At 70.0% G+C, this 24,677-nt stretch carries 23 protein-coding genes; 1 reads left to right on the top strand and 22 read right to left on the bottom strand.

All coding sequences use genetic code 11. The annotated features are described in order from the left end of the window. Window positions 1-18 precede the first annotated feature (18 nt). The 6 genes from carB to pyrR form a co-directional block, all read right to left on the bottom strand. A complete protein-coding gene (gene carB, locus AB0H78_RS14885; RefSeq protein ID WP_363234780.1) occupies window positions 19-3,327 on the bottom strand; it encodes a carbamoyl-phosphate synthase large subunit in 3,309 nt (1,102 codons plus the stop codon). Further along, complete coding sequence (gene carA / locus AB0H78_RS14890) at window positions 3,320-4,483, bottom strand: glutamine-hydrolyzing carbamoyl-phosphate synthase small subunit (protein WP_363234781.1); 1,164 nt, start codon at window positions 4,481-4,483, stop codon at window positions 3,320-3,322. The genes carB and carA overlap by 8 nt, the downstream gene beginning before the upstream one ends. Further along, on the bottom strand, window positions 4,480-5,058 hold the full coding sequence (locus tag AB0H78_RS14895) for a hypothetical protein (RefSeq protein WP_363234782.1): 579 nt from the start codon (window positions 5,056-5,058) through the stop codon (window positions 4,480-4,482). Before AB0H78_RS14895 ends, carA begins: the two co-directional genes overlap by 4 nt. After that, complete coding sequence (locus tag AB0H78_RS14900) at window positions 5,055-6,341, bottom strand: dihydroorotase (RefSeq protein ID WP_363234783.1); 1,287 nt, start codon at window positions 6,339-6,341, stop codon at window positions 5,055-5,057. The genes AB0H78_RS14895 and AB0H78_RS14900 overlap by 4 nt, the downstream gene beginning before the upstream one ends. Next, window positions 6,341-7,321 (bottom strand): aspartate carbamoyltransferase catalytic subunit, encoded by a 981-nt coding sequence (locus AB0H78_RS14905; protein WP_363234784.1) that lies wholly within the window; start codon window positions 7,319-7,321, stop codon window positions 6,341-6,343. The genes AB0H78_RS14900 and AB0H78_RS14905 overlap by 1 nt, the downstream gene beginning before the upstream one ends. A gap of 80 nt (window positions 7,322-7,401) precedes the next feature. Then, the gene (gene pyrR, locus AB0H78_RS14910; RefSeq protein WP_363234785.1) at window positions 7,402-7,977 is read right to left on the bottom strand and encodes a bifunctional pyr operon transcriptional regulator/uracil phosphoribosyltransferase PyrR; all 576 of its coding nucleotides are present in this window, start codon (window positions 7,975-7,977) and stop codon (window positions 7,402-7,404) included. A gap of 220 nt (window positions 7,978-8,197) precedes the next feature. Here pyrR and bldD point away from each other — a divergent pair, with 220 nt between their 5' ends. Further along, the gene (gene bldD, locus AB0H78_RS14915; protein ID WP_329114362.1) at window positions 8,198-8,695 is read left to right on the top strand and encodes a transcriptional regulator BldD; all 498 of its coding nucleotides are present in this window, start codon (window positions 8,198-8,200) and stop codon (window positions 8,693-8,695) included. 78 nt (window positions 8,696-8,773) lie between these two features. Here bldD and AB0H78_RS14920 read toward each other — a convergent pair whose 3' ends face one another. The 16 genes from AB0H78_RS14920 to AB0H78_RS14995 form a co-directional block, all read right to left on the bottom strand. After that, window positions 8,774-10,210: an aminotransferase class V-fold PLP-dependent enzyme gene (locus AB0H78_RS14920; RefSeq protein WP_363234786.1), complete on the bottom strand. Its 1,437-nt coding sequence runs from the start codon at window positions 10,208-10,210 to the stop codon at window positions 8,774-8,776. Continuing rightward, window positions 10,207-11,589, bottom strand: coding sequence for an MFS transporter (locus AB0H78_RS14925; RefSeq protein WP_363234787.1), 1,383 nt, complete (start codon window positions 11,587-11,589; stop codon window positions 10,207-10,209). Before AB0H78_RS14925 ends, AB0H78_RS14920 begins: the two co-directional genes overlap by 4 nt. A 97-nt stretch (window positions 11,590-11,686) precedes the next feature. Beyond that, window positions 11,687-12,118, bottom strand: a complete 432-nt coding sequence (gene nusB / locus AB0H78_RS14930) for a transcription antitermination factor NusB (protein WP_363234788.1) — start codon at window positions 12,116-12,118, stop codon at window positions 11,687-11,689. 2 nt (window positions 12,119-12,120) lie between these two features. Then, on the bottom strand, window positions 12,121-12,687 hold the full coding sequence (gene efp, locus AB0H78_RS14935; protein ID WP_363234789.1) for an elongation factor P: 567 nt from the start codon (window positions 12,685-12,687) through the stop codon (window positions 12,121-12,123). A 49-nt stretch (window positions 12,688-12,736) separates the two neighbouring features. Next, window positions 12,737-13,849: an aminopeptidase P family protein gene (locus AB0H78_RS14940; protein ID WP_363234790.1), complete on the bottom strand. Its 1,113-nt coding sequence runs from the start codon at window positions 13,847-13,849 to the stop codon at window positions 12,737-12,739. 63 nt (window positions 13,850-13,912) lie between these two features. Next, window positions 13,913-14,722, bottom strand: coding sequence for an AAA family ATPase (locus AB0H78_RS14945; protein WP_363234791.1), 810 nt, complete (start codon window positions 14,720-14,722; stop codon window positions 13,913-13,915). 103 nt (window positions 14,723-14,825) lie between these two features. Beyond that, window positions 14,826-15,266, bottom strand: a complete 441-nt coding sequence (gene aroQ, locus AB0H78_RS14950; RefSeq protein ID WP_363234792.1) for a type II 3-dehydroquinate dehydratase — start codon at window positions 15,264-15,266, stop codon at window positions 14,826-14,828. Next, window positions 15,263-16,354, bottom strand: coding sequence for a 3-dehydroquinate synthase (aroB, locus tag AB0H78_RS14955; protein ID WP_363234793.1), 1,092 nt, complete (start codon window positions 16,352-16,354; stop codon window positions 15,263-15,265). The genes aroQ and aroB overlap by 4 nt, the downstream gene beginning before the upstream one ends. Next, complete coding sequence (locus AB0H78_RS14960; protein ID WP_363235150.1) at window positions 16,351-16,833, bottom strand: shikimate kinase; 483 nt, start codon at window positions 16,831-16,833, stop codon at window positions 16,351-16,353. The genes aroB and AB0H78_RS14960 overlap by 4 nt, the downstream gene beginning before the upstream one ends. Window positions 16,834-16,862: 29 nt before the next feature. After that, on the bottom strand, window positions 16,863-18,047 hold the full coding sequence (gene aroC, locus AB0H78_RS14965) for a chorismate synthase (RefSeq protein WP_363234794.1): 1,185 nt from the start codon (window positions 18,045-18,047) through the stop codon (window positions 16,863-16,865). Between the two features lie 128 nt (window positions 18,048-18,175). Beyond that, window positions 18,176-19,006, bottom strand: coding sequence for a shikimate dehydrogenase (locus tag AB0H78_RS14970; protein ID WP_363234795.1), 831 nt, complete (start codon window positions 19,004-19,006; stop codon window positions 18,176-18,178). Then, on the bottom strand, window positions 18,999-20,660 hold the full coding sequence (mltG, locus tag AB0H78_RS14975) for an endolytic transglycosylase MltG (RefSeq protein WP_363234796.1): 1,662 nt from the start codon (window positions 20,658-20,660) through the stop codon (window positions 18,999-19,001). Before mltG ends, AB0H78_RS14970 begins: the two co-directional genes overlap by 8 nt. 101 nt (window positions 20,661-20,761) lie before the next feature. Further along, window positions 20,762-21,226, bottom strand: a complete 465-nt coding sequence (ruvX, locus tag AB0H78_RS14980; protein ID WP_363234797.1) for a Holliday junction resolvase RuvX — start codon at window positions 21,224-21,226, stop codon at window positions 20,762-20,764. After that, window positions 21,226-23,895 (bottom strand): alanine--tRNA ligase, encoded by a 2,670-nt coding sequence (gene alaS / locus AB0H78_RS14985; protein WP_363234798.1) that lies wholly within the window; start codon window positions 23,893-23,895, stop codon window positions 21,226-21,228. Before alaS ends, ruvX begins: the two co-directional genes overlap by 1 nt. Next, window positions 23,895-24,215: a DUF6167 family protein gene (locus tag AB0H78_RS14990; RefSeq protein ID WP_363234799.1), complete on the bottom strand. Its 321-nt coding sequence runs from the start codon at window positions 24,213-24,215 to the stop codon at window positions 23,895-23,897. Before AB0H78_RS14990 ends, alaS begins: the two co-directional genes overlap by 1 nt. Window positions 24,216-24,222: 7 nt before the next feature. Further along, window positions 24,223-24,651: a DUF948 domain-containing protein gene (locus tag AB0H78_RS14995; protein WP_363234800.1), complete on the bottom strand. Its 429-nt coding sequence runs from the start codon at window positions 24,649-24,651 to the stop codon at window positions 24,223-24,225. Window positions 24,652-24,677 lie beyond the last annotated feature (26 nt).

Raw genomic sequence — 24,677 nt, forward strand, 5'->3', positions numbered from 1 at the left:
TGTCCCCCTCGTGGGCTGCTAGTCGCGGGCCGCGATCAGGTGTTCCGCGTGTTCTTGCAGGGAACGCACGCCGACGTCCCCGCCGTTGAGCGCGTCGATGCCCTGCACGGCGGCCGCGAGGGCCTGGACCGTGGTGAGGCAGGGGACGGAGCGGGCGACGGCTGCCGTACGGATCTCGTAGCCGTCGAGGCGGCCGCCGGTGCCGTAGGGGGTGTTGACGATCAGGTCGACATCGCCGTCGTGGATCAGCTGGACGATGGTCTTCTCGCCGTTCGGACCCTCACCCTCGCTGAGCTTGCGCACCACGGTGGCGTTGATGCCGTTGCGGCGCAGCACCTCCGCCGTGCCCGAGGTCGCGAGCAACTCGAAGCCGTGGGCGACGAGTTCACGCGCGGGAAAGATCATCGTGCGCTTGTCGCGGTTGGCGACCGAGATGAAGGCGCGGCCCTTGGTGGGCAGCGGACCGTACGCGCCGGCCTGCGACTTGGCGTACGCGGTGCCGAACACCGAGTCGATGCCCATGACTTCACCCGTCGAGCGCATCTCCGGGCCGAGCACCGTGTCGACGCCGCGCCCGTGGATGTCGCGGAAGCGGCTCCAGGGCATCACGGCCTCCTTGACGGAGATCGGCGCGTCCAGCGGCAGCGTGCCGCCGTCGCCCTTGGCCGGGAGCATGCCCTCGGCGCGCAGCTCGGCGACGGTCGCACCCAGCGAGATGCGGGCGGCGGCCTTGGCGAGCGGGACCGCGGTGGCCTTCGAGGTGAAGGGGACGGTGCGCGAGGCGCGGGGGTTGGCCTCGAGGACGTAGAGGATGTCCCCGGCCATGGCGAACTGGATGTTGATCAGTCCGCGGACGCCGACGCCCTTGGCGATGGCCTCGGTGGAGGCGCGCAGCCGCTTGATGTCGTGGCCGCCGAGGGTGATCGGGGGCAGGGCGCAGGCGGAGTCGCCGGAGTGGATGCCGGCTTCCTCGATGTGCTCCATGACGCCGCCGAGGTAGAGCTCGGTGCCGTCGTAGAGCGCGTCGACGTCGATCTCGATGGCGTCGTCGAGGAAGCGGTCGACCAGGACAGGGCGGGTCGGGCTGATCTCGGTGGACTCCTCGATGTACGAGGAGAGGCGGGTCTCGTCGTACACGATCTCCATGCCGCGGCCGCCGAGTACGTACGACGGGCGGACCAGGACCGGGTAGCCGATCTCGTCGGCGATCTCCTTCGCCTGTGCGAACGTCGTCGCGGTGCCGTGCTTGGGGGCGGGCAGGTTGGCCTCGGCGAGGACCCGGCCGAACGCTCCTCGGTCCTCGGCGGCGTGGATGGCCTCCGGCGGGGTGCCGACGACGGGGACGCCGTTGTCCTTGAGCGCCTGGGCGAGACCGAGGGGGGTCTGGCCGCCGAGCTGGACGATGACGCCGGCGATCGGGCCCGCGAGGGACTCGGCGTGGACGATCTCCAGGACGTCTTCGAGGGTGAGCGGCTCGAAGTAGAGGCGGTCGGAGGTGTCGTAGTCCGTGGAGACCGTCTCCGGGTTGCAGTTGACCATCACGGTCTCGTAGCCGGCGTCGCTGAGCGCGAAGGAGGCGTGGACGCAGGAGTAGTCGAACTCGATGCCCTGGCCGATGCGGTTGGGACCGGAGCCCAGGATGATCACGGCGGGCTTCTCGCGCGGCGCGACCTCGCTCTCCTCGTCGTAGGACGAGTAGAAGTACGGGGTCTTGGCGGCGAATTCGGCGGCGCAGGTGTCGACCGTCTTGTAGACCGGGCGCACACCGAGGGCGTGGCGCACCTCGCGTACGACGTCCTCGCGCAGCCCGCGGATCTCGGCGATCTGGGTGTCCGAGAAGCCGTGGCGCTTGGCGTCGGCAAGGAGCTCGGGGTCGAGCTTCTCGGCGGCTGCGAGCTCGTCCGCGTGCTCCAGGATCAGGAACAGCTGGTCGACGAACCAGGGGTCGATCTTCGTCGCGTCGAAGATCTCCTCGGGCGTGGCGCCGGCGCGCATGGCCTGCATGACGGTGTTGATCCGGCCGTCGGTGGGGACCTTCGCGGTCTCCAGGAGGGCGGCCTTGTCGCCGGGCTCGCCGACGAAGGTGAACTGGCTGCCCTTCTTCTCCAGCGAGCGCAGCGCCTTCTGCAGCGCCTCGGTGAAGTTGCGGCCGATCGCCATGGCCTCGCCCACCGACTTCATCGTGGTGGTGAGGGTCGCGTCGGCGGCCGGGAACTTCTCGAATGCGAAGCGCGGGACCTTGACGACGACGTAGTCGAGGCTCGGCTCGAAGGAGGCCGGGGTCTTCTCGGTGATGTCGTTGGGGATCTCGTCGAGGGTGTAGCCGACGGCGAGACGGGCGGCGATCTTCGCGATCGGGAAGCCCGTGGCCTTCGACGCGAGCGCCGAGGAGCGGGAGACGCGCGGGTTCATCTCGATGACGATGATCCGGCCGTCGGTCGGGTCGATCGCGAACTGGATGTTGCAGCCGCCGGTGTCGACGCCGACCTCGCGGATGATCGCGATGCCGATGTCGCGCAGGCGCTGGTACTCGCGGTCGGTCAGCGTCATCGCCGGGGCGACGGTGATCGAGTCGCCGGTGTGGACGCCCATGGGGTCGAAGTTCTCGATGGAGCAGACGACAACCACGTTGTCGTTCTTGTCCCGCATCAGCTCCAGCTCGTACTCCTTCCAGCCGAGGATGGACTCCTCCAGGAGCACCTCGGTGGTCGGCGAGAGCGTGAGTCCCTGTCCGGCGATGCGGCGCAGTTCCTCTTCGTTGTGCGCGAAGCCGGAGCCGGCGCCGCCCATGGTGAAGGAGGGGCGGACGACGACGGGGTAGCCGCCGAGGGTGTCCACGCCGCCGATGACGTCGTCCATGGAGTGGCAGATGACCGAGCGGGCGGACTCGCCGTAGCCGATCTTGGCCTTGACGGCCTCGACGACGCCCTTGAAGAGCTCGCGGTCCTCGCCCTTGTTGATGGCCTCGACGTTGGCGCCGATGAGCTCGACACCGTACTTCTCCAGCACACCCTGCTCGTGCATGGAGATCGCGGTGTTGAGCGCGGTCTGGCCGCCGAGGGTGGGCAGGAGCGCGTCGGGGCGCTCCTTGGCGATGATCTTCTCGACGAACTCGGGGGTGATCGGCTCGACGTACGTGGCGTCGGCGATCTCCGGGTCGGTCATGATCGTGGCCGGGTTGGAGTTGACCAGGATGACCCGCAGGCCCTCGGCCTTGAGGATGCGGCAGGCCTGGGTGCCGGAGTAGTCGAACTCCGCGGCCTGGCCGATGACGATCGGGCCCGATCCGATGACCAGGACGGACTGGATATCGGTGCGCTTAGGCACGCTGGCCCTCCATGAGCTCTACGAAGCGGTCGAACAGGTACGCGGCGTCGTGCGGGCCCGCGGCTGCTTCGGGGTGGTACTGGACGGAGAAGGCCGGCTGGTCGAGCAGCTGGAGGCCTTCCACCACGTTGTCGTTGAGGCAGACGTGGGAGACCTCGGCGCGGCCGAAGGGGGTCTCGCTCACCTTGTCGAGGGGCGCGTCGACGGCGAAGCCGTGGTTGTGCGCGGTGATCTCGACCTTGCCGGTGGTGCGGTCCTGGACGGGCTGGTTGATGCCGCGGTGACCGTACTTGAGCTTGTACGTACCGAAGCCGAGCGCCCGGCCCAGGATCTGGTTGCCGAAGCAGATCCCGAAGAGCGGGGTCTTCTTCGCCAGCACGGCCTTGACGACGGTCAGGTCGACGGTGGACGGGTCGCCCGGGCCGTTGGAGAGGAAGAAGCCGTCGGGGTTCACCGCGTAGACGTCCTCGACCGTGGCGGTCGCGGGCAGCACGTGCACCTCGATGCCGCGCTCGGCCATGCGGTGCGGGGTCATGCCCTTGATGCCCAGGTCCAGGGCGGCGACGGTGAAGCGCGCGCTCCCGATGGGCAGGGCTTCGCCGCCGGGCCCGATCGCGGGGACGACGTACGTCTCCTTGGTGGCGACCTGGGTGGAGAGGTCGGCGCCGACCATCTCGGGCGCCTCCTTCACACGGGCGAGCAGCGTGGCCTCGTCGGCCAGTGCCTCGCCGGAGAAGATGCCGACGCGCATGGCGCCGCGCTCACGCAGGTGGCGGGTGAGGGCGCGGGTGTCGATGCCGGAGATCCCGACGACGCCCTGCTTGACGAGCTCCTCGTCGAGCGAGCGCTGCGAGCGCCAGTTCGACGCGACGCGCGCGGGGTCCCGTACGACATAGCCCGCGACCCAGATCTGGCCCGACTCGGGGTCGTCGTCGTTCACGCCGGTGTTGCCGACGTGCGGGGCGGTCATCACGACGACCTGGCGGTGGTACGAGGGGTCGGTCAGGGTCTCCTGGTAACCGCTCATGCCGGTGTTGAAGACCGCTTCGCCGAAGGTCTCCCCCACGGCCCCGTAGGCACGGCCGCGGAAGCTGCGGCCGTCCTCCAGGACGAGTACGGCGGGAGCCTTGGCGGCTCCCCGGGTGGAGGTCGTCATCGTGCGATGCCTTCCGTCGTGGTCGTCAGGGATGTGGTGCGCATGGAGTTGATGGCCTCGACCCAGGCGGCGTGCTCGGCCGCCCGGTCGGAGCGGAAGCCGGAGTCGATCAGCTTGTCGCCGTGGGCCCAGGTGACGATCAGGAGACCGCCTTCGGCGAGGACCTTGCCCGCGATGCCCTTGTCGAGGCGGGCCTCGCGCAGAGCGTCGGTGGGGACGAAGAAGTCGGCCGCCCCGGGGCGTACGACGTCCAGGCCTTCGTCGGTGAGCGTCAGCTCGGCCTTGCTGCGCGTGCCGAGGCCGCGCGCAACGATCCGGTCGAGCCACTGACCGGCGGTGGTCGAGCCGTGGTAGCGGCCGCTCATCACCAGTTTCGGCTCACCGGGCTCGGACGGCGCGGTGGGGAGCTCGGGCAGGTCGCCCTGGAGCGTGCCGCGCCACTTCCAGCCTTCGCGCATCAGCCAGTAGACGAGCGCGACGAACAGGAGCAGCCCGACGACCCAGCCGATACGTCCGGCCCAGTCCGTCACGTCCGCCGATTTCTGCTCGGCTGCAAGATTGATGAGAGGTGTCACGCCAGCTTCCCGTCCACGACCGTCGCGCGGCCCCGGAGCCAGGTGTGTGTGACACGTCCCGGCAGCTCACGACCCTCGTAGGGGGTGTTGCGGCTGCGCGAGGCGAAGCCCGCGGGGTCCACCTCTCCACGGTAAGCGGTGTCGACGAGGGTGAGGTTCGCGGGCTCACCTGCCGAGACGGGGCGTCCATGGCCGCTGAGCGAGCCGATGCGGGCCGGCTTGTGCGACATGCGCTCGGCGACGCCGGCCCAGTCGAGCAGCCCGGTCTCCACCATCGTCTGCTGGACGACGGACAGCGCGGTCTCCAGCCCCACCATGCCCATGGCGGCAGCGGCCCACTCGCAGTCCTTGTCCTCGTGCGGGTGCGGGGCGTGGTCGGTGGCGACGATGTCGATCGTGCCGTCGGCGAGGGCCTCGCGCAGCGCCATGACGTCGGTCTCGGTGCGCAGCGGCGGGTTCACCTTGTAGACCGGGTTGTACGAGCGGACCAGCTCGTCGGTCAGCAGCAGGTGGTGCGGGGTGACCTCGGCGGTGACGTCGATGCCACGCGACTTGGCCCAGCGGACGATCTCGACCGAGCCGGCGGTGGAGAGGTGGCAGATGTGGACGCGGGAGCCGACGTGCTCGGCGAGCAGGACGTCGCGGGCGATGACCGACTCCTCGGCCACGGCAGGCCAGCCGCCGAGGCCGAGCTCGGCGGAGACGACGCCCTCGTTCATCTGGGCGCCCTCGGTGAGGCGGGGCTCCTGGGCGTGCTGGGCGACGACGCCGCCGAAGGCCTTCACGTACTCCAGCGCACGGCGCATGATCACCGCGTCGTCGACGCACTTGCCGTCGTCCGAGAAGACGGTGACCTGGGCGGCGGAGTCGTGCATGGCGCCCAGCTCGGAGAGCTTCTTGCCCTCCAGGCCGACGGTGACGGCGCCGATGGGCTGCACGTCGCAGTAGCCGGACTCCTTGCCGAGACGCCAGACCTGCTCGACGACGCCGGCGGTGTCGGCGACGGGGAAGGTGTTGGCCATGGCGAAGACGGCCGTGAAGCCGCCGCTCGCGGCCGCCTGCGTACCGGTGAGGACGGTCTCGGAGTCCTCGCGGCCGGGCTCGCGGAGGTGGGTGTGGAGGTCGACGAGGCCGGGGAGGAGCACCTTGCCTTCGGCCTCGACGACCTGGGCACCATCCGCCGAGAGCCCGGTGCCGACCGCTTCGATCGTCTCGCCGTCGATCAGCACGTCCTGCGGCTCGCCGCCGAGGACCTTCGCGCCACGGATCAGGATCTTGCTCATCAGTTGTTCTCCTCGGTGCGGGTCGTGCTGATGGCGGGCTCGGAGCCGCCCAGAAGCAGATAGAGGACGGCCATGCGGGCCGAGACGCCGTTGGCGACCTGCTCGATGGCCGTGCAGCGGTCGGAGTCGGCGACCTCGGCGGTGATCTCCATGCCGCGGACCATCGGCCCCGGGTGCATGACGATCGCGTCGGCGGGCATCTTGGCCATCCGCAGGCCGTCGAGGCCGTAGCGCCGCGAGTACTCGCGCTCGGTGGGGAAGAAGGCGGCGTTCATCCGCTCGCGCTGGACGCGCAGCATCATCACGGCGTCGGACTTCGGCAGTACGGCGTCGAGGTCGTAGCTGACCTCGCACGGCCAGCTCTCGACGCCGACGGGGACCAGGGTCGGCGGGGCGACCAGGGTGACCTGGGCGCCCAGGGTGTGCAGGAGCAGGACGTTGGAGCGGGCGACGCGGCTGTGCAGTACGTCGCCGACGATCGTGACCCGGCGGCCGTCCAGACCCTTGCCCATGCCCGCGTCCCGGCCGACGAGCCGGCGGCGCAGGGTGAAGGCGTCGAGCAGGGCCTGGGTGGGGTGCTCGTGGGTGCCGTCGCCGGCGTTGACGACCGTGGAGTCGATCCAGCCGGAGTTGGCCAGGCGGTAGGGCGCTCCGGAGGCGGGGTGGCGGATGACGACCGCGTCGGCGCCCATGGCCTCCAGGGTCAGCGCGGTGTCCTTGAGGGACTCGCCCTTGGAGACCGACGACCCCTTGGCGGAGAAGTTGATGACGTCCGCGGACAGGCGCTTGGCCGCGGCCTCGAAGGAGATCCGGGTGCGGGTCGAGTCCTCGAAGAAGAGATTGACGATCGTGCGGCCGCGCAGTGTCGGCAGCTTCTTGATGGGCCGGTCGGCGACCCGGGCCATCTCCTCGGCGGTGTCGAGGACGAGTACGGCGTCGTCGCGGGTGAGGTCGGCGGCCGAGATGAGGTGACGCTTCATCTTGTTGCAGCTCCAGGGAAAGCGGAGATTTCGGGCATGGGAGCGCGCGAAAGGACCACGGGAAGGCGGTCCCTGAAGTGCTACGCGCCGGTGGTCTGCTGCTTGGAGCCGAGCAGCACGGTGTCGCGACCGTCCTCCTCGGCAAGCTGGACCTTGACCGTCTCCCGCAGCGACGTGGGGAGGTTCTTGCCGACGTAGTCGGCGCGGATCGGCAGTTCGCGGTGGCCCCGGTCGACCAGAACCGCGAGCTGCACGGCGCGCGGACGGCCGAGGTCGCCGAGGGCGTCCAGAGCGGCGCGGATCGTGCGGCCGGAGAAGAGCACGTCGTCGACGAGGACGACGAGCCTGCCTTCGAGCCCGTCGGCGGGGATCTCGGTGCGGCCGAGGGCCCGCGCGGGCTTCATGCGCAGGTCGTCGCGGTACATGGTGATGTCGAGGGAGCCGACCGGGATCTTGCGGCCGGTGATCTCTTCGAGCTTTTCGGCCAGTCGACGGGCGAGAAAGACGCCACGGGTCGGAATGCCGAGGAGCACGACGTCTTCGGCGCCCTTGGCGCGCTCGACGATTTCGTGCGCGATGCGGGTCAGAACCCGCGCGATGTCCGGGCCCTCGAGAACGGGGCGGGCATCGGTGTTGCCTGCTGTGCTTGCGTCCATATGAAACGGACCTCCTTCTCCGCCTCACGGGACGGACCTTAAAGGACGTCGAAATTACGTATTCCACGGTACCAGGGGGTGCGCGGCCCTTCTCACGGGCCCCGGCAGGGGGCGGTCCGGACCATTCGGCTTGACGCATCCAAGTAACGCTGCGTAACCTCACAGTGAGTTACCAGCCGCGCGGCGGAGCCGCACATTGACTCAGTGTCCGGGGAGCCTTATGTCCAGCGAATACGCAAAACAGCTCGGGGCCAAGCTCCGCGCCATCCGCACCCAGCAGGGCCTCTCCCTCCATGGTGTCGAAGAGAAGTCCCAGGGTCGCTGGAAGGCCGTGGTGGTCGGTTCGTACGAGCGCGGCGACCGCGCCGTGACCGTACAGCGCCTCGCCGAGCTGGCGGACTTCTACGGCGTCCCGGTGCAGGAACTGCTTCCGGGTACGACGCCGGGCGGAGCCGCCGAGCCGCCGCCCAAGCTCGTCCTGGATCTTGAGCGCCTCGCGCACGTCCCGCCGGAGAAGGCCGGGCCGCTGCAGCGTTACGCCGCCACGATCCAGAGCCAGCGCGGCGACTACAACGGCAAGGTGCTGTCGATCCGTCAGGACGACCTGCGCACGCTCGCCGTCATCTACGACCAGTCCCCCTCGGTCCTGACCGAGCAGCTCATCAGCTGGGGCGTGCTGGACGCGGATGCCCGTCGTGCGGTCCACGACGAGGTCTGACCCCTCCCCGGATCTTCCGGAAGAAACGTCACGTCCGAAGGGCGGACCCGCTTGTCGCGGGTCCGCCCTCGGTCGTTGTCAGGTGTAGATGCGGCCGATGAGCTCCGGCAGCAGACGCTCGGTCAGTTTCGGCGGCAGCACCTGGAGTACGGCAAGGACAGGGGCCATCCGCTCAGGCAGCTCGCCGCCCTCTCCGACCCCCGCGAGGCTCAGCGCGAAGGCCGCCTCCGCCGAGGTGAGGGTGTCCGGATCCAGCAGCCCGGCCGCCGCGACCAGTTCGGGATCGACTTCGACCGGGCCGAGTGCCCTGGCAGCCGCCACCGCGGTGGCGAGGTCAGCGAGCAGCTGCCGTACGGTCTCCTCCCCCGCCACCGCCGCGGTCACGGTCAGATGCAGATTCGCCGGGGACCCGCCGAAGGACGGCTGTGGCTGGAGGTACCAGCCGTGCCCGCGCATCTCGTCGGCCACCACGAAGGGGTCGACGCCTGGCTCGTCCGAGGCGACGGCGATCAGCGAGGAATCGGGCCTGCCGAGTATCCGCAGCCCCTCGATGGACCGGATGCCCTCCGCCAGATCGGCGGCCGCCCGGTGGACCCGTATCGACAGATCGATATACCCCTCGGTGCCGATGCGCTCCAGAACGGCCCATGCCGCGGCCAGCGGCGCGGCCGACTTGGTGCCCTGCAAGGTCGCGTTGACCACCGGGTATCCGGGCCACGAGGCATGGGCGAACCAGCCGTGGCGGCGCAGTTCGGCGTCCCTGAAGAGCAGCACCGAGGCGCCCTTGGCCGCGTACCCGTACTTGTGCAGGTCCACGGAGAGCGAGGTGACTCCCGCCACGGACAGGTCGAACGCCGGCAGCGGCGGCGCCTCCTCCGAGAGGCGCAGATGGCCCAAGTACCAGCCGCCGATGCATGCGTCGACATGGCAGAGGATCCCGCGCCGGGCCGCCTCCCCGGCCACCGCGGCCACCGGATCGATGACCCCATGGGCGTACGAGGGTGCCGAGACGACGACCAGTGCGGTGTTCTCGGTGAGGGCAGCCGCGATGTCCTCGGCGTGCACCACGTAGGTCTCCGGGTCGACGGGTACAACGACCGGTTTCAGTCCGAAGAGCGCGGCCGCCTTGTGGAAGGCGGCGTGCGCCGTGTCCGGCAGGACGATCTCGGGGGCGAGCACGCCCCGTGTCCGGCGGGCGTGTTCGCGGGCCGTGTACACGGCGAGCAGGCAGCTCTCGGTGCCTCCACTGGTGAAGGTCCCCGCCGTGTCCTCGGTCCCGCCGAGCAGCTGGGAGGCCTTCGCGACGATGTCGTTCTCCAGGGCCACGACGCTGGGAAAGGCGGTCATGTCCAGCCCGTTGACGCCCGCGAACCGGGCTGCCGCCTCCGCCGCGAGCTCCTCGATGCCTTCCAGCCCCGAGTCGTAGACGTACGCCATGGTGCGCCCGCCCTTGACGGGCAGGTCGGCCGCGCGCAGGGCGCCGAGCCGCTCGAGGATGTCCTGGTCAGTGCTCACGGTTGCTCCACGGTCGGTACGGAAGGTTCGTGTACGGCGGCGTCGCGCAGCCGGACGAGTTCGCTCTCGCTGAGCCGGTAGCGGCCGAGCAGGGGCAGGCTGATGAGCAGCAGGGCGGCGGGGAGGGCGCCGAAACCCACGACGATCGCGGTGAGCGCCGAGTCGGGCTGGTCGACGCGGTGTGCGGCGTCCGAGGAGACGAATCCGCCGAGGGTCAGGACGAGCCCGTACAGGCCGGGGCCCACGGCGAGTCCGAGCGTCTCCCCCGCCGTCCACAGCCCGGTGAAGAGCCCGGCCCTGCGCCGCCCGCTGCGGAAGGCATCGGCCGCGACGGCATCGCCGAGCATGGCCATCGGCAGCATCTGCATGCCGGCGTAGCCGATCCCGGCGAGCGCGACCCCTGCGTACACCGCACCACTCGGCACCTGCCGGGCCAGCGCCGCGACCAGCGCGCCCGCCAGGAAGCAGCAGGAGGCGATGATCGCGGCGGTACGTTTCCCGGTGCGCCGACCGGCGGCCAGCCAGACCGGCATCGCGAGCAGCGAGGGCACGATCAGACAGGCGAAGAGCAGGGTCGTCGCACTCGGCCTGCCCAGGATGTACGTGGCGAAGTACTGGGTGCCCGCCAGCATCAGCCCGGTGGCCGCCGCCTGCACGACGAAGGCGGCCAGCAGCCAGAGGAAGGGCCGGTTGGTCCTGGCGGCCCGCAGTTGGGCGAGAAGGCCGCCCTCGCTGGTCGTACGGAGCACGCCGCGTGCCCCGGAGGTGGCGGCGAAGGCCGCGAGCATCCCCGCGCAGAGCAGGACCCCGACCGCCACGCCCATCAGCCGGTATCCGCCGGGCGTTCCGAGTTCGTCGTCGGTGGCCCCCGCGAGCAGAGGTGCGACGGCCCCGGACAGGAGGATCGCCGTACCGAGGAAGGCGACCCGCCAGGACATGACGCGTGCGCGCTCGTCGGGGTCGGCGGTGAGTTCGGCCGGCAGGGCGAGGTAGGGCACCTGGAAGCAGGCGTACGCCGTGGCGGTCAGCAGGAAGAGCAGCGCCACATAGGCGGCGGCCCAGCCCGTGCCCACGTCCGGGGCGGCGAACATCGCGGCGAAGCACAGCGGCATGGTGAGCGCGCCCAGCAGCATCCAGGGGCGGCGCGGGCCCCAGCGGTGCTCGGTGCGGTCGGAGAGGCTGCCGATCCACGGGTTGAGCAGGACGTCCCACGCCTTGGGAAGGAAGACCAGGAGCCCCGCCACCCCGGCGGCGACGCCCAGGATGTCGGTCAGGTAGTACAGCAGCAGGAGGCCGGGGACGGTGCCGAAGGTGCCGGTGGCGAACGAGCCCAGCCCGTAGCCGATCCGGACCCTGGCCCCCAGCGCGGGTTCGGGCATGGCCCGAAACCTAGATCACCTGTGCGGACATGCACCAGGCCCGGAGCTGAAGATTGTTCATCTTCTGCTCCGGGCCCGGAAGGTGCTGTGCGTGCTGCTAGTCGCGGCGAAGGCTCGGCTTGAGGTCCTTGAAGCGGGCCAGCAGGCCGTTGATGAAGGACGGCGACTCGTCGGTGGAGAACTCCTTGGCGAGTTGCACCGCCTCATCGATCACCACGGCGTCCGGTGTCCCGTCGACCCACACCAGTTCGTACGCACCGAGGCGCACGATGTTGCGGTCGACGACCGGCATCCGGTCGAGCGTCCAGCCCACCGCGTAGGTGGAGATGAGGTCGTCGATGCGGTCCGCGTACTGCGCGTACCCCTCGACGAGCTCCATCGTGTACTCGCTGACCGGCGGCTGACGGTCGTCGCCGCTGCGGGAATGACGGATCCAGTCCGCGAGGACCGTCTGCACGGACGTCCCGCGCTGATCGGCCTCGAAGAGGATCTGGAAGGCGCGCTTGCGCGCCGTGTTCCGGGCAGCCACGGTTAGCTGTTCACCCGGCCGAGGTAATCGCCCGTGCGGGTGTCGACCTTGATCTTCTCGCCGGTCGAGATGAACAGCGGGACACCGATCTCGTAGCCGGTCTCCAGCGTCGCCGGCTTGGTGCCACCGGTGGAGCGGTCGCCCTGGACGCCCGGGTCGGTGTGCTGGATCGTCAGCTCGACGGCGGCCGGCAGCTCGACGTAGAGCACCTCTCCCTCGTGCTGGGCGACGGAGGCGGTGAAGCCCTCGATCAGGAAGTTGGCGGTGCTGCCGACGGACTTGCGGTCGACCATGAGCTGGTCGTACGTGCTCATGTCCATGAAGACGAAGTACTCGCCGTCCATGTACGAGAACTGCATGTCGCGGCGGTCGATGGTGGCCGTCTCGACCTTCGTTCCGGCGTTGAACGTCTTGTCGACGACCTTGCCGGACATCACGCTCTTGAGCTTGGTGCGCACGAAGGCCGGGCCCTTGCCGGGCTTGACGTGCTGGAACTCGACGACGGACCAGAGCTGGCCGCCATCGAGCTTGAGCACCATGCCGTTCTTGAGGTCGTTCGTGGAAGCCACGGTTGAGGTTCTCCTGGACTGCGCGTGTGTGGGACCGAGGGTCCGCACGCTAGAGAGCGAGCAGTTCCTTGGTCGTAATGGTGAGTAGCTCGGGTCCGCCGTCCGCCTCGGGGCGTACGACTAGCGTGTCATCGATCCGGACTCCGCCCCGGCCCGGGAGGTGGACCCCCGGTTCGACGGTGACCGGCACGCAAGCGTCCAGTTTACCCATGGCCGCAGGTGCCAGCTGCGGGTCCTCGTCGATTTCGAGCCCGACACCGTGTCCGGTGGTCTCCGCGAGGGCCTCCGCGTGGCCCGCCGCGTCCACCACCTGACGGGCGGCGCGGTCCACTTCGCGGTACTCCACGCCGGGGGCCAGGGTCTCCCGGCCGGCCCTCTGAGCGGCGAAAACCAGGTCGTAGAGCTCGATCTGCCAGTCCGCGGGAGTCGTGCCGATCACGAACGTACGGCCGACCTCGCACCGGTATCCACGGTAGTTCGCACCGAGGCACACGGAAAGGAAATCCCCTTCCTCGACCCTGCGGTCGGAGGGGCGGTGCTTGCCGCGGCCGGAATTCGGGCCGGTGCCCACGGAGGTCGCGAAGGCGGGCCCGTCCGCTCCGTGGTCGACCAGCCGGCGCTCCAGTTCCAGGGCGAGATGGCGCTCGGTCCGGCCGACCAGAATCGATTCGAGCAGCTCTCCGAGCGCCTGGTCGGCGATCTCGGCCGCGATCCGCAGACAGGCGATCTCGTCCTCGTCCTTGATGATCCGCTGCTGTTCCACGGCCCCGCCCAGGCCGTCGAGGCGCAGCCGGGGCGCCACCGAACCCATGGCCCGGTGTCTGGCCACCGTCAGATGGTTCTCTTCCACGGCGAGGGAGCCTGCCCCGGTGGAGGCGAGGAGATCCGCCGCCGCTACGGCGGGATCGCCCCCGGGGGCGGGCAGGACGGTCAGCCGCAGCGACTCGTCGGGGCGGCCGTCAGCCGGGTCACCGGCCGGGGTGCCGGGGCAGAGCAGCACATCGCCGCCGCTGTTGCTGCCGAGCAGCAGTACGGCGCCGGGGGGCGCTCCGCCCGCGAGGTAACGCACATTCGCCGGGCGCGAGACGAGCGCGGCCTCACTGCCCGCGGCAGCACACCGGTCGCGCAGATGATTTCGCCGGACCCCAAAGACCTCTGACATGGTCCGAGCGTATGAGCGGGGGCCTGACCCGGCCGGTTCAGCGCGTCCGACCGGGGGTCCCGGCTACCAGCTGGGCGGGCTCGCGATGGATCGGGCCAGGACGTCGTCCAGGACCTGGGCGGTGGTCGCCACGTCGTAACCGGAGTTGTCGATGATGGGCAGTCCCGATCCGTACCACCCGGCCATCCGGCCGTGGATGCGGGCGACTTCCTCGTCGCTGAGACGGCGGTTGCCGCTGCGCGCGGCATTGCGCTCCAGTACGACCTCCAGGCCGGGCAGCAGCACCACGGGCAGCAGTCCGGGGCCCACGTGGCGCTTCCAGCCGCCGAGACCGACCACCGGGCGGTCGGGGAAGACGGCGTCGTCGAGGATGCAGGAGATGCCGTTGGCGAGGAAGTTGCGGGCGGCGAAGCCGCAGGTGCGGCGGGCGAGGCGGTACTGGGCCTCGGAGTGGTCGTTCCAGCCGGACTGGGGGTCGGCGAAGCCGGAGCAGACCCATTCACGGACGTCGTCGAGGCTGATGTGGGCGGTGGGGACGCGCCGGCTCTGTGCCCAGTGGCGGGCGACGGTGGTTTTGCCGGCGCCGGCCGGGCCGATGAGCAGCACGGCGAGGGTGATCGCGCCGGTGCCCGCCTGCGTGGTGGCCGGCGGCGGTGCGGGCAGCGGCACGGGGCCGCCCGGCGGGAGCTGGATGTGCCCCGTGGTGTCCAGGGTGGGCGGGCCCGCGGGCGGCACGGGCTGTGGCGGCGGTCCGGCCCAGCCGGGAGCGGGCGGCGGGCCCTGCGGGGGCGGCGGACCCGGGAATGGGGCCTCCCCTGCTCGAACGGAGTTGAGAGCTTGGGGACGGGTGCCGTGCGCCCATGCGTGCTGCATCCGGTGCCACTCCGTCTCGTCACTGCGACTGGTCGTCGCTACCGAACGGTACCCTCCCCGGGCGTCATCCTGTGAACGGCCGAGGAGGGCTCAAAGTGCCGCTTCAGCTTGCGAGTTCGTCCGCGATGGCACGCAGGGCGAGCCGGTAGGAACCGATGCCGAAACCCGCGACCGTGCCGCTGGCGACGGCTGCGATCACCGAGTTGTGGCGGAATTCCTCGCGGGTGTACGGGTTGGAGATGTGCACCTCGATGAGAGGGGCGGTGCGCTGGGCTGCCGCGTCCCTCATTCCGTACGAATAGTGCGTGAAGGCCCCGGGGTTGATGACGACCGGAATCGCGCCGTCCGCCGCCTCGTGGAGCCAGCGGATCAACTCGCCCTCGTCGTTGGTCTCCCGGACCTCGACGTCGAGGCCGAGCTCCTTGCCCAGCGACTGGCACGCCTCGACGAGTCCGGCGTACGAGGTCGCCCCGTACACATCGGGCTCGCGGGAACCGAGCCGGCCCAGGTTCGGCCCGTTGAGCACGAGGACCTGGCGGCTCATACGGAGACCTCGCCGTACGCCGCGAGCAGGACCGCCGGGTCGGGGCCCTCAAGGACGGTGGGCTTGGCGAGGCCGTCCAGGACGATGAAGCGCAGCAGATTGCCGCGCGACTTCTTGTCGACCTTCATGTTCTCCAGGAGCTTGGCCCACTGGTCGCCGCGGTAGGTCAGCGGCAGACCGACCGACTTCAGTACGGCGCTGTGCCGGTCCGCGGTCGCGTCGTCGAGACGGCCCGCGAGGCGGCCGAGTTCGGCGGCGAAGACCATGCCGATCGAGACGGCCGCGCCGTGCCGCCACTTGTAGCGCTCGTTCTTCTCGATCGCGTGGGCGAGCGTGTGACCGTAGTTGAGGATCTCGCGCAGCCCGGACTCGCGGAGGTCGTTGGAGACGACCTCGGCCTTGACCCGGATCGCCCGCTCGATGAGCTCGGCGGTGTGCGGTCCCGCGGGCGTACGGGCCGCCTCCGGGTCCTCCTCGATCAGGTCCAGGATCGCCGGGTCGGCGATGAAGCCGGCCTTGATGATCTCGGCGAGGCCCGACACGTAGTCGTTGACCGGCAGCGAGTCCAGGGCGGCCAGGTCGCAGATGACCCCGGCCGGCGGGTGGAAGGCGCCGACGAGGTTCTTGCCCTCGGCGGTGTTGATGCCGGTCTTGCCGCCGACCGCCGCGTCCACCATGCCGAGCACGGTCGTCGGTACGGCGATCCACCGCACCCCGCGCAGCCAGGTCGCCGCGACGAACCCGGCCACGTCGGTGGTGGCTCCGCCGCCGACGCCGACGATGACGTCGCTGCGGGTGAAGCCGGTCTGCCCCAGCGCCTTCCAGCAGTAGGCGGCGACCTCGACGGTCTTGGCCTCCTCCGCGTTGGGCAGCTGGATGGCGATGGCCTCGTACCCCTGGTCGGCCAGGTCCTGGCGCAGCGCCTCACCGGTCTCGGCGAGCGCCTCGGGGTGCAGCACGGCGACACGCTGGACCTGCTCGCCGATGAGCGCGGGCAGCTCGCCCAGGAGCTGCCTGCCGACCAGCACCTCGTACGGGTCGCCGTCCGAGCCGCCGACCTGGATCCGGGTGGGGGCGTCCTGCGTCATGCGTTCTTCAACTCCAAGGCGTCGAGGACCGCTTGTGCGACCTCTTCGGGGGTGCGGTCGTCGGTGGCGACCTGAGCGCGGGCGACTTCGGCGTACAACGAACGGCGGGCGTCCATCAGTTCACGCCACTGGCGGCGCGGATTGACGGCGAGCAGCGGGCGCGCGGTGTTGAGCCCCGTGCGCTTGACCGCCTCGTCGACGTCCATCGAGAGATAGACGACCGCGTGGCCCGCGAGCAGCGCGCGCGTGCTCTCGTCGAGGATCGCGCCACCGCCCAGGGCCAGCACACCGTCGTGCCCGGCGAGTGCGTCGTGCACCGCGAGGCGTTCCAGCTCACGGAAGCGCGGCTCGCCCTCGTCGACGAAGATCTCGGCGATCTCGCGTCCCTGGGCGGCCACGATGTCGGCGTCAGTGTCGCGGTAGACCGCACCGAGCCGCTCTGCGAGCAGTGCGCCGACGGTGGACTTGCCCACACCCATCGGCCCGACGAGGACCACCAGCGGGCCGCTCACCGGATGCGCAGGTTCTTCAGGTACGACTCGACATTGCGGCGGGTCTCCCCGACGCTGTCGCCGCCGAACTTCTCCGCGACCGCGTCCGCGAGCACCAGCGCGACCATGGCCTCGGCCACGATCCCGGCGGCCGGCACCGCGCACACGTCGGAGCGCTGGTGGTGGGCGGCCGCGACCTCGCCGGTGGCGGTGTCGATGGTGGCGAGCGCGCGGGGCACGGTCGCGATGGGCTTCATCGCGGCCCGTACGCGCAGCAGTTCGCCCGTGGACATGCCGCCTTCCGTGCCGCCGGAGCGCCCGGTCGTGCGGCGTACGCCGTCCGCGGTCGGCACGATCTCGTCGTGCGCCTGCGATCCCGGCACCCGGGCCAGGTCGAAGCCGTCGCCGACCTCGACGCCCTTGATGGCCTGGATCCCCATGAGGGCACCGGCAAGACGGGCATCCAGTCGCCGGTCCCAGTGCACGTGCGAGCCGAGGCCCACCGGCACGTTGTACGCGAGGACCTCGACGACCCCGCCCAGGGTGTCGCCGTCCTTGTGCGCCTGGTCGATCTCCGCGATCATCGCCTTCGACGCGTCGGCGTCCAGGCAGCGCACCGGGTCCTCGTCGAGCTTCGCCTCGTCGGCGGGGACGGGCAGGACTCCGTAGGGAGCCTTGGCCGCGGCCAGCTCGACGACGTGGCTGACGATCTCGATCCCGGTCGTCGCCTTGAGGTACGAGCGCGCCACCGTGCCCAGCGCCACGCGGGCCGCCGTCTCCCGGGCGCTGGCGCGCTCCAGGATCGGCCGGGCCTCTTCGAGGTCGTACTTCTGCATGCCCGCCAGGTCGGCGTGGCCGGGGCGCGGCCGGGTCAGCGGGGCGTTGCGGGCGAGCTTGGCCAGCTCGTCGGGGTCGACCGGGTCGGCCGACATGACCTTCTCCCACTTGGGCCACTCGGTGTTGCCCACCATCACGGCCACCGGACCGCCCATGGTCAGACCGTGCCGGACACCGCCGAGGAAGGTGACCTCGTCCTTCTCGAACTTCATCCGGGCGCCGCGGCCATAACCGAGCCTCCGCCGGGCAAGTGCGTCCGCCACCATGTCCGTGGTGATCGGGATGCCGGCGGGAAGACCCTCCAGCGTCGCCACCAGTGCGGGGCCGTGCGACTCCCCCGCGGTCAGCCAGCGCAACCTGCTCAACGGTGCTCCTCTTGTTGCTCACGCCTCGAACTGCAACGGCGCGACCAGGTGCGCGACCCGGACTCGCCACCCCCGATCCTCCCACGCCGCGGAGGGCGGCTCCGTCCGGTGTCCACTGCCCGGACAGATCAGGGTGCGGCGTGCAGTGCGCGCTCGCCCGCCGTACGCATGGCCACGAGGGGCGCCGGGGTCTTTCCGGTCATCTGCTCGACCTGGAGCACCGCCTGGTGCACCAGCAGATCGAGCCCGCCGACGACTGCTCCGCCGCGCGCCGACCAGCGGGCGGCCAGGGCGGTGGGCCAGGGGTCGTACAGCACGTCGAAGAGTGTTCCCGGAGTGTCCGGCACCGCATCGGCCAGGGCGTCGGTGGTCCCGGCCGGCGTGGTCGCGATCACCAGCGGCTCGGCGAACGCCTGCGCCGCCTCCGACCAGTCGGCCGTACGGATGTCGACACCCAGACGCTCGCCCCAGCCGCGCATCTCGGCGGCCCGGGCGGTGCTGCGTACGTACGCGGTGACGGGACCTGTGCAGATACGGGAAAGCGCGGCCAGCGCGGACGACGCGGTCGCGCCCGCCCCGAGGATCGCGGCCGACTCCGTCTTCTCCACCCCGCGCTCGCGCAGGGCGGCGATCATGCCGGGGATGTCGGTGTTGTCGCCGAGGCGGCGGCCGTCCTCGGTGAGGACCACCGTGTTGACCGCCTCCACGGAGGACGCCGTCTCGCTGATCTCGTCCAACAGCGGGATGACCGCGCGCTTGAGCGGCATGGTCAGGGAGAGTCCTGCCCAGGACGCGTCGAGCCCCTCGATGAAGCCGGGGAGCGCGGCCTCGTCCACCTCGAAGCGGTCGTACGACCAGTGGCCGAGCCCCAGATCGGCGTACGCGGCCCGGTGCAGCACCGGCGAGAGCGAATGCACGATGGGCGATCCGAGCACCGCCGCCCGACGGGGGTCAGCCACCGTTCTTCCGGCTGGCGTCGAACTGGGCCTTGAGCTTCAGGAAGTCCGGGTACGTCTTGGTGAACTGTGTCGTCTTGCCGTCGATGGAGATGAAGTACAGCCAAGCACCGCTGTCCGGGCTGATCGTCGCCGCCAGCGCGTCCTTGCCGGGGTTCCCGATCGGACCGGGCGGCAGACCCTTGTGCACGTACGTGTTGTACGGGTCCGGGTTGGTGTTGATCTCCTTGTCGCTGATGTCGATGTTGCTCTCGTTCTTCAGGTAATTGAAGGACGAGTCGAACTGGAGCTTCTGCATGGTCTTGATGTTCGTCGGCTTCAGACGGTTGTAGACGACGGCCGCCATCTTCTTGAAGTCCTCATTCGAGATGCCTTCGGCCTGGGCGAGGCTCGCCACCGTGATGACCTGCAAGGGGGACTTCAGACCGAGCTTGTTCGCGGCTGCCTTGAGGTCCACGTTCCCGTACGCCTCGTTGGCCTGGGAGACCATGTTCTTGAGGACGTCCTCCGGCTTCATCCCCTTGGCCACCGAATAGCTGGCCGGGTAGAGGAATCCTTCCAGCGGGTCCTTGATGTCCTTGTTGTCGTCGGCCCAGTCCGGCAGTCCGAGGGTCTTGACCTTGGACTTGGCCACGCCCGCGGTGGTGCCCGCCTTCAGCCCGAGGTGGCTGTCGATCTGGGAGTAGATCTTCTTGGACCGCTCGCCCGGGTAGACCATGACGTAGTTGAGGCTGTTCGGGTCCACCATCACCTTGACCGCGTTCGCCGCGGACATCTGCTGGTTCAGCGAGTAGACGCCGGCCTGGAGGAACTTGCCCTTGGGGTCCTTGTTGGCCGCGGAGACGAAGGCGTCGACGCTCTTGACGACGCCCTTCTCCTTGAGCAGTCGGCCGATCCCGCCGATGCTCGTGCCCTTGGGGACCTCGACCTGTACGGGGTTGGCGCCCACGCCCTCATAGTCCGGCGCGGTGGAGAAGTGGCTCTGCCAGTAGTTGTAGCCGAAATAGCCGACGCCACCGACACCGCCCACCAGGACGGCGGTGACGACCAGGCAGGCACAGCCGCTGCGGCGCTTCTTGGGCTTGGACTTGCTCCTGCGGTCACCTCTGCCGCCCCGGCCGCCGTCGTCCGGTTCGTCGTAGTCGTCCCTGTCGTCGCGGGCATCGCTGTCCGCGCCGGTGAAGAAGGGGTGGGTCTCCTCGGCGGGGGGCGGCTCCGGCTGCCACTCCGGCTCGCGGCGGCCGGGGGGCTGCGGCGGCGGGTAGGCGTCGGGGGTCCGGTAGTAGTCCGGGTTCTCGCCGCCGTAGTGAGGCTGCTGGGCGCCGTACGGGTCGGCAGGGTTGGCGCCGTACGGCATCGCCGCTTGCTGGCCGGTGTCCCAACCGCCGTTGTACTGGGGCTGCTGGGGGTGTTGCGGCTGCTGGGCATACGGGTCCTGCTGGTACGGGTCCTGGCCGTACTGCTGGTTTCCGTAACTCTGCTGGTTCTGCTGGTTCCCGTACTGCTGCGGCTGCTGCTGCGGGTGCTGCTGCTGGCCGCCGCCATACGGATCCTGCTGACCGGATGCAGCCTGCTGGCCTCCCCATCCCTGGTCCCCGTACAACGGGTCTTCGGGATGCCACGGTTCGGAGCCTGCGCCCCGGCCATACTCAGTCATCGGTCCCCTAGAGCCGCGAGGCCGCCGGATCGTCCGCCTCGTTTACTGTGCGGCAGCTGTTCGAACACTGTCGCATGGCGCGGAACGTTACCGTATCGCGATCAGACAACCACTTCGACGCCCTCGCCCGGAGCTTTACCTGACGCCCGTTCGGACTCAAGAGCGTTCTGAAGAATGACGATTGCCGCCGCCTGGTCGATGACAGAACGACCCTTTTTGGACTTTACGCCCGAGGCGCGCAGCCCTTGAGTGGCCGTCACTGTGGTCATCCTCTCGTCGACCAGCCTGACCGGGATCGGCGCGACCGCTGCGGCGAAGACCTGGGCGAAAGCCCTGACCTTGGCCGCGGCCGGACCCTCTCCTCCGTTGAGGGAACGGGGCAGGCCGACGACGATCTCGATCGGTTCGTACTCCTCGACCAGGACCTTCAACCGCCGGTGGGCCGCCGGGACATCACGTCCCGGCACGGTCTCCACCGGCGTCGCGAGGACCCCGTCGGGGTCGCATGAAGCGACCCCGATCCGGGCGTCCCCGACGTCGATCGCAAGGCGGCGGCCTCGTCGCATCAGGCGGTCTCTCCGACCAGGCGTTCGACCGCGGCCACGGCGTCGCCGATGGCCTCGGGGTTCTGGCCGCCGCCCTGGGCGACGTCCGGCTTGCCGCCACCGCCGCCGCCGAGGCTCTTGGCGGCCGTACGGACCAGGTCGCCCGCCTTGAGCCCGCGCTCACGGGCGGCCTCGTTGGTGGCGATGACCGTGAGCGGCCGGCCGTTGGCGGTGGTGAAGAGCGCGACCACGGCAGGGCGGTCGCCCGGGATGCGGCCGCGTACGTCGAGGACCAGCCTGCGCAGGTCGTCGGCGCCCGTGCCGTCCGGGACCTGACCGGTGACGAGGGCGACGCCCCGTACGTCCTGGGCGCCGGCGGCGAGGCCGGCTGCGGCCTGCAGGACCTTCTCCGCGCGGAACTTCTCGATCTCCTTCTCGGCGTCCTTGAGCTTGCCGAGCATGGAGGAGATCTTCTCCGGAAGCTCCTCGGGGCGACCCTTGACCAGCTCCTGGAGCTGGGCGACGACCGTGTGCTCACGGGCGAGGAAGTTGTACGCGTCCACGCCGACCAGCGCCTCGATGCGGCGCACTCCGCTGCCGATCGACGACTCGCCGAGCAGCTTCACCAGGCCCAGCTGGGCGGTGTTGTGCACGTGCGTACCGCCGCACAGCTCCTTGGAGAAGTCGCCGATGGTCACGACGCGCACGCGCTCGCCGTACTTCTCGCCGAACTCCGCGATGGCGCCCTGCTTCTTGGCCTCGTCGATCGACATGACCTCGGCGTGCACGTCGAGTTCGTGGCTGAGGACCTCGTTGATCTTCTGCTCGACGTCCGTGAGGACCGTGCCGGGAACGGCGGCCGGGGAGCCGAAGTCGAAGCGGAAGCGGCCGGGCTGGTTCTCCGAACCGGCCTGGGCGGCCGTCGGGCCCAGCGCGTCGCGCAGCGCCTGGTGGGTGAGGTGCGTGGCGGAGTGGGCGCGGGCGATGGCCCGGCGGCGTACGAGGTCGATGGTGGCCTGGGCGGAAGCGCCGACCGTGACCTCGCCGACCTGGACAACACCCCGGTGGACGTAGACGCCCGGGACGGGCTTCTGGCAGTCGCGTACCTCGATGACCGCGCCCGAGTCGAGGCGGATGCGGCCGGTGTCGCCGACCTGGCCGCCGCCCTCGGCGTAGAACGGGGTGCGATCCAGGACGATTTCGACCTCGTCGCCCTCGGTGGCGGCAGGCGAAGGCACACCGTCGACCAGGATGCCGACGACCGTCGACTCGCCCTGGGTGCTGGTGTATCCGATGAAGTCGGTCTCGCCCGCGGCGTCCGCGATCTCGCGGTAGCCGGACATGTCGGCGTGGCCGGTCTTCTTGGCCTTGGCGTCGGCCTTGGCGCGGTCGCGCTGCTCGGTCATCAGGCGGCGGAAGCCGTCCTGGTCCACGGACAGGCCCTGCTCGGCGGCCATTTCAAGGGTGAGGTCGATCGGGAAGCCCCACGTGTCATGGAGCAGGAACGCCTTGTCGCCGGCGAGGACCGTGCCGCCCGCGGCCTTGGTCTCGGTGACTGTGGTGTCGAGGATGTTGGTGCCGCCCTTGAGCGCCTTGAGGAAGGCGGCCTCTTCGGCGAGCGCGACGGTCTCGATGCGCTTGCGGTCGGTGATCAGCTCGGGGTACTGCAGTCCCATCGTGTTGATCACGACGTCGACGAGGTCCTGGACGACGGGACCCGTGGCGCCCATGAGGCGCATGTTGCGGATCGCGCGGCGCATGATGCGGCGCAGGACGTAACCGCGGCCCTCGTTGCCCGGGGTGACACCGTCGCCGATGAGCATCGCGGAGGTGCGGATGTGGTCGGCGACGACGCGCAGCGAGACGTCGGAGCCCTTCTCGGCGCCGTACTGGATGCCCGTCAGCTCGGTGGCCTTGTCCATGACGACGCGCAGGGTGTCGGTCTCGTACATGTTCTGTACGCCCTGCAGGATCATGGCGAGACGCTCGAGGCCCAGACCCGTGTCGATGTTCTTCGACGGCAGGTCGCCGAGGATCGGGAAGTCTTCCTTCCCGTCACCGGCGCCGCGCTCGTACTGCATGAAGACCAGGTTCCAGATCTCCACGTAGCGCTCGTCGTTGACGGCCGGGCCGCCCTCGACACCGAACTCGGGGCCGCGGTCGTAGTTGATCTCCGAGCACGGTCCGCAGGGTCCGGGGACGCCCATGGACCAGAAGTTGTCCTTCTTGCCCAGGCGCTGGATGCGCTCGGCGGGGACGCCGATCTTGTCGCGCCAGATCTGCTCGGCCTCGTCGTCGTCGAGGTAGACGGTGATCCAGAGCTTCTCGGGCTCCAGGCCGAAGCCGCCGTCCGCCACGGAGCTGGTCAGCAGCTCCCAGGCGTACTCGATGGCGCCTTCCTTGAAGTAGTCGCCGAACGAGAAGTTGCCGCACATCTGGAAGAACGTGCCGTGGCGGGTGGTCTTGCCGACCTCTTCGATGTCCGGCGTACGGACGCACTTCTGGACGCTGGTGACGCGCGGCGCGGGCGGCTTGACCTCGCCGAGGAAGTACGGCTTGAAGGGGACCATTCCCGCGGGGACCAGCAGCAGAGTCGGGTCGTCCGCGATGAGCGACGCCGAAGGCACGACGGTGTGCCCGCGCTCCTCGTAGAAGCTCAGCCAGCGGCGGCGAATTTCAGCCGACTCCATCAGTGGTCCTCATTCCGGTTGTACGAGTTGAGCGTGTGCTTGGTGTATTCGATGGCAGCGAGTCGCCGCTGCGCGGGGAGTTCGGGGTCCGGCGGGGCGTCCAGGCCCAGTGCCTCGCCGAGTTCGGCCTCGCGCTGGGCCATCCCCGCGCGGACGTCGAGGGCGAAGTCCTTGAGCCGGTGGCCCGCGTCGAGCGCCTTGTTGGCCGCCTGCGCGGCGAGGCTCTCGGGGGTCAGCTGCCGGATCTTGCGGTTGACCTTGGTGGTGGCCCACACACCGGCGGCGGCGCCCGTGGCGAACCAGAACGTACGGCGGAACATCAGCAGGTCAGCCCTTCCGCTTCTTGCGCCGCGCGGCCGGGACCGTGCGGCCGACGATCACGCTGCGACCCGGACGCTGCGGCTCCGCGGCATCCCTGCGTCCCAGCGCCCGGCGTACTCCGTACCCGAACGCCGCGACCTTGACCAGCGGGCCCCCGAAGGTGGAGGCGACCGTGGTCGAGAGCGCCGAGGCATTCGAGGTGACCTCCTGGACGTCCGACGCGATGGCGTCGACCTTGTCCAGCTGGGTCTGCGCGGAGCGCACGGCCGCCGATGCGTCGGCGAGCAGGGGTACGGCCTGGTCGGTCACGTCCGCCACCAGTTTGGTGGTCGCCCTGAGCGTCTGGGCCAGCCTCACCAGCACCACGGCGAGGAAGGAGACCAGGATCGCCCAGAAGACAGCCACCAGAAGGCCGGCCACCTCTCCACCGGACACGTCGCACCGCTCTCTGGTCGTTGATT

It is taken from the genome of Streptomyces sp. NPDC050738, from assembly GCF_040654175.1.
Classification (GTDB): domain Bacteria; phylum Actinomycetota; class Actinomycetes; order Streptomycetales; family Streptomycetaceae; genus Streptomyces.

What these genes read in the sequence shown, in the direction of transcription:
- carA (WP_363234781.1), bottom strand. Translation starts at nt 4,483, where the DNA reads ATGACGACCTCCACCCGGGGAGCCGCCAAGGCTCCCGCCGTACTCGTC.
- AB0H78_RS14900 (WP_363234783.1), bottom strand. Translation starts at nt 6,341, where the DNA reads ATGAGCAAGATCCTGATCCGTGGCGCGAAGGTCCTCGGCGGCGAGCCG.
- AB0H78_RS14905 (WP_363234784.1), bottom strand. Translation starts at nt 7,321, where the DNA reads ATGAAGCGTCACCTCATCTCGGCCGCCGACCTCACCCGCGACGACGCC.
- pyrR (WP_363234785.1), bottom strand. Translation starts at nt 7,977, where the DNA reads ATGGACGCAAGCACAGCAGGCAACACCGATGCCCGCCCCGTTCTCGAG.
- bldD (WP_329114362.1), top strand. Translation starts at nt 8,198, where the DNA reads ATGTCCAGCGAATACGCAAAACAGCTCGGGGCCAAGCTCCGCGCCATC.
- AB0H78_RS14925 (WP_363234787.1), bottom strand. Translation starts at nt 11,589, where the DNA reads ATGCCCGAACCCGCGCTGGGGGCCAGGGTCCGGATCGGCTACGGGCTG.
- AB0H78_RS14940 (WP_363234790.1), bottom strand. Translation starts at nt 13,849, where the DNA reads ATGTCAGAGGTCTTTGGGGTCCGGCGAAATCATCTGCGCGACCGGTGT.
- AB0H78_RS14945 (WP_363234791.1), bottom strand. Translation starts at nt 14,722, where the DNA reads ATGCAGCACGCATGGGCGCACGGCACCCGTCCCCAAGCTCTCAACTCC.
- aroQ (WP_363234792.1), bottom strand. Translation starts at nt 15,266, where the DNA reads ATGAGCCGCCAGGTCCTCGTGCTCAACGGGCCGAACCTGGGCCGGCTC.
- aroB (WP_363234793.1), bottom strand. Translation starts at nt 16,354, where the DNA reads ATGACGCAGGACGCCCCCACCCGGATCCAGGTCGGCGGCTCGGACGGC.
- AB0H78_RS14960 (WP_363235150.1), bottom strand. Translation starts at nt 16,833, where the DNA reads ATGGGTGTGGGCAAGTCCACCGTCGGCGCACTGCTCGCAGAGCGGCTC.
- mltG (WP_363234796.1), bottom strand. Translation starts at nt 20,660, where the DNA reads ATGACTGAGTATGGCCGGGGCGCAGGCTCCGAACCGTGGCATCCCGAA.
- ruvX (WP_363234797.1), bottom strand. Translation starts at nt 21,226, where the DNA reads ATGCGACGAGGCCGCCGCCTTGCGATCGACGTCGGGGACGCCCGGATC.
- alaS (WP_363234798.1), bottom strand. Translation starts at nt 23,895, where the DNA reads ATGGAGTCGGCTGAAATTCGCCGCCGCTGGCTGAGCTTCTACGAGGAG.
- AB0H78_RS14990 (WP_363234799.1), bottom strand. Translation starts at nt 24,215, where the DNA reads ATGTTCCGCCGTACGTTCTGGTTCGCCACGGGCGCCGCCGCCGGTGTG.